At 30.6% G+C, this 12929-nt stretch carries 12 protein-coding genes; 11 read left to right on the top strand and 1 reads right to left on the bottom strand.

Annotated elements, in window-relative coordinates:
* Positions 1 to 117 precede the first annotated feature (117 nt).
* From MBSPM3_RS00815 to MBSPM3_RS00780, 7 genes are all read left to right on the top strand, one after another.
* Entirely contained in the window at positions 118 to 1734 is a 1617-nt protein-coding gene (locus tag MBSPM3_RS00815; RefSeq protein ID WP_069028116.1) for an ABC transporter ATP-binding protein/permease, read from the top strand.
* Positions 1735 to 1958: 224 nt separating this feature from the next.
* Positions 1959 to 3050, top strand: a complete 1092-nt coding sequence (gene pdhA, locus MBSPM3_RS00810; protein ID WP_069028115.1) for a pyruvate dehydrogenase (acetyl-transferring) E1 component subunit alpha — start codon at positions 1959 to 1961, stop codon at positions 3048 to 3050.
* 2 nt (positions 3051 to 3052) lie between these two features.
* Positions 3053 to 4027 carry an alpha-ketoacid dehydrogenase subunit beta gene (locus MBSPM3_RS00805; protein ID WP_069028114.1) on the top strand — a complete coding sequence of 325 codons (975 nt, stop codon included), beginning with the start codon at positions 3053 to 3055 and terminating at the stop codon, positions 4025 to 4027.
* A 252-nt stretch (positions 4028 to 4279) separates the two neighbouring features.
* Positions 4280 to 5557, top strand: a complete 1278-nt coding sequence (locus tag MBSPM3_RS00800) for a dihydrolipoamide acetyltransferase family protein (protein ID WP_069028113.1) — start codon at positions 4280 to 4282, stop codon at positions 5555 to 5557.
* A gap of 21 nt (positions 5558 to 5578) precedes the next feature.
* Positions 5579 to 6958, top strand: a complete 1380-nt coding sequence (gene lpdA / locus MBSPM3_RS00795) for a dihydrolipoyl dehydrogenase (protein WP_069028112.1) — start codon at positions 5579 to 5581, stop codon at positions 6956 to 6958.
* A 480-nt stretch (positions 6959 to 7438) separates the two neighbouring features.
* Positions 7439 to 7798, top strand: a complete 360-nt coding sequence (locus MBSPM3_RS00785) for a hypothetical protein (RefSeq protein WP_069028110.1) — start codon at positions 7439 to 7441, stop codon at positions 7796 to 7798.
* A 220-nt stretch (positions 7799 to 8018) separates the two neighbouring features.
* The gene (locus MBSPM3_RS00780; protein ID WP_069028434.1) at positions 8019 to 8786 is read left to right on the top strand and encodes a TatD family hydrolase; all 768 of its coding nucleotides are present in this window, start codon (positions 8019 to 8021) and stop codon (positions 8784 to 8786) included.
* A gap of 95 nt (positions 8787 to 8881) precedes the next feature.
* Here MBSPM3_RS00780 and MBSPM3_RS00775 read toward each other — a convergent pair whose 3' ends face one another.
* A complete protein-coding gene (locus MBSPM3_RS00775; protein ID WP_069028109.1) occupies positions 8882 to 9217 on the bottom strand; it encodes a hypothetical protein in 336 nt (111 codons plus the stop codon).
* Positions 9218 to 9894: 677 nt separating this feature from the next.
* On the opposite strand from MBSPM3_RS00775, the gene plsX reads away from it, so the two are divergent.
* The 4 genes from plsX (at position 9895) to MBSPM3_RS00750 (ending at position 12923) form a co-directional block, all read left to right on the top strand.
* The gene (gene plsX / locus MBSPM3_RS00765) at positions 9895 to 10992 is read left to right on the top strand and encodes a phosphate acyltransferase PlsX (protein WP_069028107.1); all 1098 of its coding nucleotides are present in this window, start codon (positions 9895 to 9897) and stop codon (positions 10990 to 10992) included.
* Positions 10989 to 11705, top strand: a complete 717-nt coding sequence (gene rnc, locus MBSPM3_RS00760; protein ID WP_069028106.1) for a ribonuclease III — start codon at positions 10989 to 10991, stop codon at positions 11703 to 11705. The genes plsX and rnc overlap by 4 nt, the downstream gene beginning before the upstream one ends.
* A gap of 4 nt (positions 11706 to 11709) precedes the next feature.
* Positions 11710 to 12330 (top strand): DnaD domain protein, encoded by a 621-nt coding sequence (locus MBSPM3_RS00755; protein ID WP_180365501.1) that lies wholly within the window; start codon positions 11710 to 11712, stop codon positions 12328 to 12330.
* Between the two features lie 125 nt (positions 12331 to 12455).
* Positions 12456 to 12923, top strand: a complete 468-nt coding sequence (locus MBSPM3_RS00750) for a hypothetical protein (protein WP_069028105.1) — start codon at positions 12456 to 12458, stop codon at positions 12921 to 12923.
* Positions 12924 to 12929 lie beyond the last annotated feature (6 nt).

The following is a 12929-nucleotide window of genomic DNA, read 5'->3' as shown; positions in this document are numbered from 1 at the left end:
AATAGGGTAGTTAAATTAGTTTTTTTACCCTTTTTATCTTTTTGCCTTTTTACATTTGTATAATTATAAATTTTTTTAATCAATAAAACAACAAAACAACTAAAGGAGTCTTTAAAAATGTTTAATGTCAACCATTTAAGCAAAAATTACGTTACTAAACGCGGTAATATGACGATGGCCTTACAAGACGTTTCTTTAAAATTACCTGATAAAGGTATGGTTTTTATCTTAGGTAAATCAGGTTCTGGTAAATCTACTTTATTAAATGTTTTAACAGGCATTGATGTTGCAAACGGCGGCGTAGTTGAAGTATGCAAAGTTCCTATTACAACTTCTAATCAAAAATATTTAGATAATTATCGTAATGGAATGATTGGTTTTATTTTCCAAGAATTCAACTTAATAGAAGATATGAATGTATTTGAAAATATTGTTTTAGCATTACAATTACAAAATAAAAAACCAGATGTTGCCTTAATTAATGATTTAATGAATCAAGTAGGATTGGATGTTTCATTCCTAAATAGAAGAGTTAATGAACTTTCAGGAGGACAAAAACAACGTGTTGCTATTGTTCGTGCTTTGGTGAAAAATCCTAAAATGGTCTTTGCTGATGAGCCTACAGGAAATCTAGATTCAGAAACAGGAACCCAAGTTTTTGATTTACTTCAAAATTTAAGTAAAGAAAAATTAGTAGTTATTGTATCTCATGATATCGAAAGTGCTTATAAATATGCTGATCGTATTTTAGAATGTAAAGATGGTAAAGTCGTATCAGATATGACAAGAAAAAAAGACACTACTAAAAAAAGCAAAGATAAAAAACAAGTATTTAAAGAAGGCCAAGTTCTTACAGCTGAAATGATTGCAAACTTAACTAAAAATCCTGCTTTAGAAAATTTTGATAAAACTGATGAGACTAAAGTATTACAACAAGATACTGATTTTGTATCTTTTCCTAGTTGTTTGCCTTTTTCGTTTGTTGCTAAGGCTGCTTTAAAGAGTTTTAAAAATAAAAAGTTTTTCTTGGCATTGGCTGTTTTAGTAACTGCTATTGCAACTTTTATTTTTATGTTTTTTGCTTTTACATTTTTGAGTTATAAATGGTTCGGAATCTGTGATAAAATATATCAAATGTATGAATTATTTGAAAGATATAAAGGATATGAAGAATTATATTTGTTTGTTGGTGTTGTGCAAATAGCTTTTACAACTATTCAAATTATAAGTAGCCCTATTTTCTGGGTTTCGATTTTATCTGTTCCAGGTGCTATGATTATGCTTTATTTTTCTATGAGTGCCAAACTTCAAAATAAAAAAATGGGTATTCTAAGAGCTTTAGGTTCTAATGGTTTTAATGTTGGTAAAATCTTTTTAGTTGAAGCATTCTTTTTTGCTTTATTCCAAATGGTTTTAACTTTTGTATTATTATTAAGTATTTTACTTTGGTTTAAAGCATCTATATTATTTTCATCTTTCGATATGAAACCGTTGCCCAATTTTGAAAGTCAAAATGACATTATGGTTTTCGTTAATTCTTTATTAAATTCGAAAAATAAAGGCATTTTATTATGGTTTACATCACCATATTTAGCTTTCAATCCTTTTGTAAGAGTCCTTTTATTTAATTTATTATCATTTAGTTATGTCTTTTTCATGACTCTACTATTTATATCTTTCATTATTTATAAATGGTCTAACAAAAAACCAGTTGATATCATCAACAATAAATAAATATTAATTGAAATACCATATATTATAATATATGGTATTTTTTTTATCTCTTAAACTTGCAATTTTCATTATTTTGTTTCATCATTTGTCTTAATTTCAAGTACAATTTAAGTGTAGATGTATATTATCAAATAACACTAAATTAATTATATTTAGTAACACAATAAAGATATAATACATTTAATCAAAAACAAACTAATATAAATAAAATAAGGAGTATTACAATGTTAACGAATGTGTACGACCCCCTAAAAGGTAAACAATTCCAAATACTTGACGAAAATGGCAATCTTGTTCAACCTGAATTAGAACCAAAATTATCTAAAGATGTTTTATTAAAAATGTATAAAACAATGGTTTTAGGTAGACAAGCTGATTTAGCAGCCTTAAAATATCAACGCCAAGGACGTATGGGAAACTATTTACTTAACTCAGGGCAAGAAGCATCTCAAGTAGGTGTCGCTGCTGCCTTAGAACCCCAAGATTGGGTATCACCTTATTATCGTGATGCAGGAATTTTTCTTTACCGTGGAGTTTCTTTAGAACAATTTTATCTTTACTGGTATGGCAATGAAAAAGGCTCTCAACTAGACCCTAAGTTGCGTATTTTACCAGCTAACATTATTATTGGATCTAGTGTTAATTTAGGAGCAGGACTTGCCTTAGCAAGCAAAATGCAAAATAAAAAAGAAGTAACTATTGCAACTATTGGAGACGGAGGAACTGCACACGAAGAATTTAATGCAGGTCTTAACTATGCTGCTGTTTTTGGAGTACCATTAGTAGTATTTATTCAAAATAACCAGTATTCTATTTCTAATCCTCGTAACAAAGTATCCAAAGCTAAAACTTTAGCTCAAAAATGTTATGCTTATGGAATTCCTGGCATGCAAGTAGACGGCAACGACATTTTAGCTGTTTATGTAGCAGCCCAAGAAGCCTTTAACGAAGCGCGCAAAGGAAACGGACCTACTTTAATTGAAAATGTTTCTTATCGTCTAGAAGCACACTCCACTAATGATAATGCTTCTGTTTACCGTAGCAAAGAAGAAGAATTAGAGTGGCGCAAAAAAGACCCAATTTTACGTTTTCAAAAATACTTGATGAATAAAGGTTATCTAACTCAAAAACAAGTAGAACAATTTGAAAAAGAAGCCCAAGAAGAAGTTGTTTTAGCACACCAAAAAGTAGAACAAACAGGCAACAACATTGATATTAAAGATATTTTTGTATACACTTATGAAAAAATGACTCCTCAATTAGAAGAACAATACGAAGAATGCAAAGCTTTTTTCAACACAAAGGAAGGTAAATAATAATGGCTTCAATGACATTACTAGATGCAATTAATCAAACTTTAGATAGCAAGTTAGCAAAAGATCCTCGAGTAGTTCTTTTTGGACAAGATGTAGGAAAATTAGGCGGTGTTTTTCGCGTAACTAAAGGCCTGCAAGATAAACACGGAGAAACTCGCGTTTTTAATGCTCCTATTGCTGAATCTTCTATTATCGGAAGTGCTATCGGACTTGCCATTAACGGCATGCGACCAGTTGCAGAAATCCAATTTGATGGTTTTATTTTTGTAGGATTAGAAGACCTATTTGCCCACGCAGCCCGTTTGCGTAACCGTAGTCGTGGTAATTACACAGTACCTATGGTAGTAAGAGTCCCAGTTGGGGGGGGGGTAAAATCCTTAGAACATCACTCCGAATCATTAGAAGTAATTTTAGGCTCTGTTCCTGGTCTTAAAGTAGTTATTCCATCTAATCCTTACGACGCTAAAGGTTTATTAATGGCTGCTATTAACGACCCTGATCCAGTAGTCTACATGGAACCTAAAAGAATTTATCGTGGTTTCCGTCAAGAAGTTCCCGAAACAGATTACGAAGTCCAAATCGGTAAAGCCAAAGTCGTTCAAGAAGGCATAGACATTACAGTTGTAGCTTGGGGAGCAATGGTACCAGAAACACTATTAGCCCTTAAACAACTTGATCCTAATGTTTCCGTAGAGCTAATTGATTTAAGAACTATTAATCCTATTGACAGAGAAACTGTAATTACATCTGTTAAAAAAACTGGACGCTTTTTAGTAGTTCATGAAGCATGTAAAACTTACGGACCTGCAGGAGAATTAATGGCTTTAGTTAACGAACAAGCTTTCTTATACCTAGATGCAGCTCCTGCCAGAGTTACTGGAAATGATATCACAATGCCTTTAGCCAAAGCAGAACATTATCAGTTTTTAAGCCCTGAAAAAATAGCTGATGCTATTAAAAAAGTGGTTTGCGAATAAGATAACAAAAAGATATAAGGAGATAAAAATATAAAGGCAAACTAACCCTTTTCTTTTGTCCTGAAAAACAACACATTAAAACTACTTCCAAATCAAATTAAAAACTCAAAATATCTAAATAAAACTAAAAACCACAATCACAACCATAACCACCAACCAAAACACATACCAAAATAAAAATTAAAAACTAAAAAAACCAAACAACAAAACCCCAACCAAACTAAACTGCATTATAATCAAGGAGATAAAAATATGTTTGAATTTAAATTTGCTGATGTCGGAGAAGGCATTCATGAAGGTACAATTACAAGATGGTTTTTTAAAGTGGGCGACCAAGTAAAAGAAGGTGATGTTTTAGTTAAAGTTGAAACTGACAAATTAGACGTTGAACTAACTTCTCCTGTAGCAGGAAAAATCTTAAAAAGAGACCTTAATGAAGGTGAAGTTATTTGCGTAGGAGATACTATCGTTTTAATCCAAGAACCAGGTGAAACTGATGCAGATGTTAAAAAGTTTTCTTCTCAAAACCCTAATGAAACTGCTGCTACAGAAAAAAACGACACCCAACAAGCACAAACATCCGAACAAACCTCTTTACCACCTCAAAAAGTACTTGCTACTCCATTAGTAAAAAGTCTAGCCAAAGAACTAGGACTTAACCTTTCAACCATTAAAGGAACAGGTGTAAATGGAAAAATCTTAAAAGTAGATGTACAAAACGCAACTAACCCTTTACAAACTCAACCACAACCACAACCACAAACACCACAACCAACAACCCCTTTTGTCCAAGAACAACCAACCCCCACCCCAACTTTTGCCACATCTAGCCAAGAAACAGAAGTAGTAAAAATTTCTCGCCTCAGAAAAGCCATCGCCCAAAAAATGGTTATTTCCAAAGGAAAAATCCCAGAAACTACTCTAATGGACGAAGTAAACATTACTGCTTTAGTAACACTACGCAAACAAGCCAAAGATCAAGCACAATCCCAAGGAATCAAATTAACTTTTATGGCTTTTATCATGAAAGCAGTAGCGATTGCCTTACAAGAATTCCCAGTATTTAACGCTAGTTATGATGACGTTAAAGAAGAAGTTACTTACAAAAAATTCATTAATTTAGGAGTAGCAATTGATACCAAAGACGGTCTAATCGTTCCTAACATCAAAGATGCTAACAAATTAACTCTTTTAGAAATGGCACAACAATTACAACAAGTAGCCAAAGCCACTACCGAAAGAAAAGTAGAATTAAATCAGATTCAAAACGGAACTTTTACTATCACTAATTTTGGTTCTATCGATATTACTTACGGCACTCCAGTTATCAATTACCCTGAATTAGCTATTTTAGGAGTAGGAAAAATCACCAAAAAACCTGTAGTTGAAAACAGTCAAATTGTAATTGCAGACATGCTTCCTCTTTCCTTAGCAATTGACCACCGTATTATTGATGGTGCTGATGGCGGTAGATTTTTAAAACGCGTTAAAGAATTGCTAAATACTCCTACTTTATTGCTTTTATCCTAACAGAAAGACCAAGGGCAAATGATGAAAAATTATGATGTTTTAGTGATTGGTGGAGGTCCTGGTGGATACGTTGCTGCCATTAAAGCTGCTCAAATGGGTGCTAAAGTTGCTTTAGTAGAAAAACATAAATTAGGTGGTATTTGTCTTAATTATGGCTGTATTCCTACCAAAGCTTATTTAAAAAGTGCCAAAATGTATAAAGATATCAAACGTTGTGCTGATTTTGGAATTAAAGTACAAAACGGCGTTTCTTTTGATTGGACCTCCATTTTATCACGCAAAAATAAAATTGTTGCTCAACTTACTACAGGTATATCTTTTCTCCTGAAAAAAAATAAAATTGATTTTTACCATGGTTTTGCAAGTGTTCTTTCTCCTTGTGAAGTACAAGTAGACACTAACTTATTGCACACCCAAAAATTAATTATTGCAACAGGCAGTACCGCTTTTGTTCCTCCTATTCCAGGTGCCCAAGAAGCTTATCAAAAAGGCATTCTTAAAACTAGTAAAGAATTACTACAACTAGAAAGCTATCCTTCCAAAGTTACTATTGTAGGAGGTGGTGTTATTGGAGTAGAATTTGCAACTATTTTTAATTCTTTTGGTAGCGAAGTGACTATTTTAGAAAGACAAGACACTATTCTAAATGGTATGGATAGGGACGTTGTTGTTGCATACACTAAAAAACTTCAAGCAGACGGCATCCAAATTTTGACTCAAGTAGAAGTAACTAAAATTAATGACAATCAAACTACCTACACTCAAAAAGGCAATGCCAAAACAATTACTTCGGATGTTATTTTAATGGCTGTAGGCACCAAAGCCAATCTTGCAGGCTTAGAAAAATTAAATTTAGCCCTCAACCGCAATAGCGTCCAAACTGATAATTTTTGTCAAACTTCAATTCCTGGAGTATATGCTATTGGTGATGTAAACGGCAAACACATGTTAGCTCACGTGGCAAGTCATGAAGGTATTGTAGCTGTGACTCACGCTTTAGCTTTAGAACAAAAAGCACATCCCATTAATTATGACCGTGTTCCTGCTTGTATTTATGGTTTTCCTGAAATTGCTTCTATTGGCATGACCGAACAACAAGCCAAAGAAAAACAAATGGATTATAAAGTTTCTAAAATATCTCTGGAAGCTGTTGGCAAATCTTTAGCTGATGGCGAAAAAGAAGGTTTTGCTAAATTAATTGTTTGCAAAAAACATTTAGAAATTTTAGGAATGCATATTTATGCTTACAATGCTACTGAATTAATTAGTGAAATGGCTGTAGGAATGGAACTTGAAGGAACTGCTTACGAACTATCTCAAGCAATTCATCCTCATCCTACCTTATCAGAACTTACTTTTGAAGCTCTTTTAGGAGCCGTTGACAAACCAATTCATGCATAATTATTATTTGATCTTTTAACAAAAAAAGAACCTTTAATAGGTTCTTTTTCCTTAAATGGGTGATGCAATTATGAAAACCCAAAAAAGAAAAAGAAAACGAAGCGAAATAAAACAACAAAACTAAAATAAAGATAAAGCACAACATTAAATATTAAATCCTCAAATATTTTTGAATAAAAAAAGATGATAAATGATTACTAAATATAACATTAGAAAAGTTTTATTTTTTATCTTATTATTTGAAGATTTTACCATAGCTTTTCTCGAAAAAGCCAAAATATTTACAATCCCAGATAAATATTGGGCATTAAGTTTACCTTTTATTTATTTGTTGCCATTTTTGACTCTTTCTGGCATTCCTTTTTATATTGGATTTAAATGATCACAAGGTAAAGAATTTGTTTAATAAAGACCCTAACAAGGGGGGCACTTCAAAATATTGATTTTGGTGAATCTATTAGGCCAGATTTTAAAGCATGCATGTATGATGGCAATATAGGTTTTAATTCTAAAGAGAAAAAAACTAAAATAGTTTGTTGCTCTTTTGTTTTAGTTTTTATACTAATGATTTTAGCACTATTTTTTAGTGTGGAATTAAAAAAAGAAAAATTGGCAAAATTTTTATTTTATATTTCTTTAACTTATTTTATTTGTTTTTATATCTATTTTACTTTATATTCATATAGTGTTTTATGGTTTTTATATGTTAAATTTTTTAAATGGTTAGGTTTTGCTTATTTTGAAAAAGATTTTATCAAAACTATCAAAAAACATAATTTATTTGCTATTAGTATTTTTTATTATGAAAACCAAAAAAAGAATAAGAAAAATAAAGATTAAAAGCCCAACATTTATTAAATAAATTTTTGTTTTGCTTTCTTATGTATCTAATTATAAATTATTATTACTTTTAACCTTGCAAAATAATTTACCCTATGAAATTAACAAATCTAAAATCACTTCTTTAATCTTTTATATTTACCATTTTTTAAAACTTATAAATAAAAACAAAATAACCATTTTCCAACCCCTTAAAATCAAAAAAAAGGAATACATTAAAATGTTAATAGACACTCACGCTCATCTCAATCTTAAAACATATAAAAATAAATTAGATGATGTTTTTCAAAAAGCTTGGAATAATGACGTCAAAAAAATGATTGTTATAGGCATGGATGAAAAAACTAACCAAAAAGCATATGAAATCGCTAATAAATATAAAGAAGTAATGGTAGCTTTTGGGATTCATCCTTGTTCTGATTTTTCCCAAGAAACTCCCGAAAGCATCATCAAATATCTCAATCATCCGCAAACAGTTGCTATAGGAGAAATTGGCCTTGATCTTCATCAAAGACAAGATAATTTAGCTGTCCAAAAAAAGTTTTTTCAAGCCCAAGTTAAAATTGCTATCCAATATAACTTACCTATTATTATTCATGCACGCAAATCTTTTGAAGAAATTTATCAACTTTTACTATCTTATCGCAATCAAGTTAGAGGAGTTTTTCATTGTTTAGTTTTTAGTTTAGAAGAAGCCAAAAAAGCTTTGGAACTAGGTTTTTACATTGGAATTGGAGGAGTTGTTACTTATCCTCATGCCAAAGTTGCCCACGAAATTGCAAAAACTATTCCCCTAGATAAAATTTTATTAGAAACTGATTGTCCTTATTTAACTCCTTATCCGTTTCAAAATGAAACCAATGAGCCTTATCATATCAAATTAATTGCCCAAAAAATTGCTCAATTAAGAAATATTTCTTTGCAATGTGTTGCTACTCAAACAAGCAATAATGTAGCTAAGTTGTTTTTAAATAAAAATTATTTTTAATCTTTTTTGGCATATCACAAAAATATTTGAAATATAGAATAATTCAAAATTACACCAAAAAAACATCCCTTATATAATAAAAAAATCAACTCCGCTTATGCGAAGTTGATTTTGCTTTTTTCTTCTTCATCAGTTTGGCGAAAACTATCTACATCTAACCAAACTTCAGAAACAGTAACACATTTACTTTGCTTAACTTTTCCTTCTAACACTTTAATAACTTGTCCTGGTTGCAAAAAAAACTCAGGATTATCAGCGTCAATATGAGTAAAATTAATAAGAACTTCATCATGTTTTTGTTTACAATTATCAGTTCCTACACAAACATTAGTAGCAAACCATTGTCTTTTTGAACTACCATTTTGTTTTAAATATCTAACTTTTACTTCTAAATAAAAATTTTTAACGATTGCTTGTTGCATGCATTCCATTTTCTAACACTTCCTTTTACAATTTTTTGTTGATAAAATCGTTACTTTTCAAATTTAATTCATTACTTAAAAACTTAAAATAATGAAATTATCTCCTAATATGATAAAATAATATTGAACTGTTTAATGTAGTTTTTTTATTTAACATTTCATTTACTATTATAGCAAATTATTATAAATTTTATTTTGATAAAAAAATATTTGTAATAAATTTATCATTAATTTGTTCTAAATTATCTTTTTGTTTCTATAATTATTTGTCAACCAATCTTTTGATATCATTATTTGCCTCTTTATTTTTTTTATTTTTGCCACATTTTTGCCAAAACTTATTAATTGCAACTTGAAAATTATTTTGATAATGCTTTTTCTGAAATTTCTTTTAATTGCAAATGCTTTGAAATTTTAACTCAAAAAGGCTAGAAGATAATTATTATCAAAGTAATTTATTATGATGGATTATAATTTTTCAACACTTCACAAAAGAAACAATCAAATTATGATTTATCCCTATTTTTATTTTTTGCCTCTATATTTCGATGTGGTAAAAATAAAATACTTTTTAATGAACCCCAAACTTAAAAAACCTCAAACGTTTTATTTACCAACAAAACAATTTAATCTAAAAAAACAAAATCAAATTTCAAAAACAATAAACAAAAGAAAGGAGCTTTTTTATGATTAAAATAGCAATAGATGCCATGGGAGGCGATTTTGCCCCATTAGAAATTGTCAAAGGAACCTTGCTTTCCTTAAATAAAAATAAAGAACTTCACGTCGTTTTATATGGCAATCAAAAATTAATAACTCCACTTATTGAAAAAACTCCTTTTTTTGGCAACAACCAAATTACTATTAAACACACCCCTTATTTTTTAAGATCAGACGATAAAAATATAAGAGACCAATTAAAAGCCACTCCCAACGCTTCTTTATTTTTAGCGCTTGAAGCAGCCAAACAAGATGAGGTTCAAGGAGTAGTTTCGGCAGGCGCTACCCAAATTTTGGTCTTAGCAAGTCATCTTATTCTTAAAAAAATGCCTTTAATGCAAAGAATTGCCATTGCCCCTATGTTTAATTCCTTTGATAATCGCACAAGAATTTTGTTAGATGCAGGCGCTAACACCGAACTAAAACCCCAGCATTTGCACACTTTTGCAAATTATGCCACCATTATTGCCAAAGAAATTTTAGAAATTCCAAATCCCCAAATAAAACTACTTAACATCGGAACAGAGCCTACCAAAGGAAGAGCTTTGGAACTTGAAACTTACCAACTTTTAGCCCAAGACTCAAATCTTAATTTTGGCGGTAACGAAGAACCTCAAAACCTTCTTACTACTTCAGCAGACATTTTATTAAGTGATGGATTTACTGCCAACATCGCCTTAAAAACTTATGAAGGCACAATGCTTAATTTCATGAACCACTTAAAAACTATCCTTACTAAAAATCTTATCAAAAAAATGGCCACTAAAACTTTATTTCAAAAACCACTACAACAATTAAAAAACCAACTAGACCCACGCCAAATTGGAGGAGCTATGCTTTTAGGACTTAACAAAATTGTCATTAAAGCTCACGGCTCTTCCCAAGCTTACGCTTTTTGCCAAGCTATTTTACAAGCTCAAAAACTAATTAAAGCCCAAGTAAATCAAAAAATTGCTCATTCCTTAGAAAGTGCAAAAAACAAAGAAACCCAAAGTAAACAAGCATCAACAACAAACACATCTCCCAAAACTTCTGAAACCACCAAAGAAAGCCAATCCCTATGAAAAACATCCAAACTCTTTTTCAAACCCTCAATATCACTCCCCAAAACCTTGCCCTTTACAAACAAGCTCTTACCCACAGCTCTTATTCTAACGAACAAAACCCACCCCAAGAAGACAACGAAAGACTTGAATTTTTAGGAGATGCTATCGTAGGCTTACTTATGGCTGACTATCTTTATTCCCAATCCAAAGAAGACGAAGGCATTATGACTAAAAAAAGAGCTCAAGCGGTGTGTGAAAGGTCACTTACCATCTACGCTCAAAACATTGAATTGCAAAATTATCTTCTTTTAGGCAAAGGCGAAAAAAACAAAGATTTTAATGCTAAAAGTATTATGGCAGATACTTTTGAAGCCTTATTTGGTGCTATTTATCTTGATTTAGGATATTTGACAGCCAAAAAAGTTTTTCATAATATTGTCTTACCTCGCTTAGCCAAAACTATCTATATTATTGATTTTAAAACTCAATTACAAGAAATAGTTCAGTCAGAAAAAAAAACTATCCAATATAAAATAGTCCAAGAGCAAGGACCTGCTCATTCTAAAAATTTTGTAGCAGAAGTTTATTTAGAAAAAAATCTTTTAGGAACAGGTGAAGGCAGCACTAAAAAAGCCGCTGAGCAAAAAGCAGCCCAACAAGCATTATCCAAAGTTGCCAAACCCAAAGACCTACTCAACAACAAAGGCGGCAAAGAAAAGGAGCTTCAATAATAATATGGTTATGTTTCAAAAACTTTACGAAGATGGTTTTTTACAAGTAGAAAAAATGTTAATTCAAGAATACCAAAAATTAGGATTAACCTACCCTGAACTAACTATTTTGCTATTCTTACTAGATTTTTCCAAAAAACGCGTCTTTTCGTCCAACGCCTTAGCCAAAAAAGCAGGAATTACTAAAAAAGAAGTAGAACATATTTTAGAACAATTAATGTCAAAGGTTTTTTTTGACCTTTCCCAAGAAACTAAAAACCATAAAATTATTGAAGTTTTTTCACTACACCCCACTTTTGCCAAGCTAGAAAAAATCTATCAAGACCAAATTCGCGAATCCAAACGCCAAAACCAACTTACCTTAATCCAACAAACTATTGAATATTTAGAACACAACAAAGGACAAACTCTTACATCTAACGAATTAGACTTAGTTAGAAATTGGTATCAAGACCAAGAATTTAGCCATGAAGAAATTAAAAACACAATTGAAGAAGCTCTTTGTGTTAAAAAAACCTCTGTTTTTTACATCAACACTTTGCTTGGCAAAAAGAAATTTTTGACAGTTATACCCGATGAAAAAGCAGACAAAGCCTTAGCAAAACTTTTTAAAAAAATAAAATAACACTCAGTTTGGCAAACAAAAAGTCAAGCTTACTCTTTTTATGTGTTATAATTACTTATGTAATTATTTTTTTAGTATTTCAATTATTTTATTTATGAAAAATAACTATTAAGGGAATTAAAAAGATGAAATTTTTAGCAACTAAACGAGGAAAAATCATTACTGGCATTATTTTTATTACTGTTACTCTTTATTTAGGTTTAGGTTTTTATATTTCTTTTAATCCTGTTAACTGGCTTTCTCCTAAAAAAGTTTGGGCAAAACAAGCAGCTCAAAATTTGTATAATTCAGTTGAAAAGTTAACAAAAGAAGAAAATAAAGGCAATGTTAATTCCAAACTTGCCAGCATTAAAACTAATTTAGAAGCAGTAAATAAACACGTAATTGAATATTATAAAGAATCAACTAGCAATGAATACGAAGTAGTAAAAGACCTATACGAAAAAATTGTTAAAGCAAAAGACGATGCTTATGATTATTTAAAAAAAAACGATAATAAAGCAGATGATACAATTTTTTCAAATATAAAAAAATTATTTAAAAATGATAATGCCAAAAACCTCCAAGAAAAAGTTAATAATTTAACCAATTAAAAACAC

It is taken from the genome of Candidatus Phytoplasma zeae, from assembly GCF_001712875.1.
Classification (GTDB): domain Bacteria; phylum Bacillota_I; class Bacilli_A; order Acholeplasmatales; family Acholeplasmataceae; genus Phytoplasma; species Phytoplasma asteris.
Note: the sequence above shows the minus strand (reverse complement) of the source record. Positions and strands in the feature narration are given on the sequence as shown.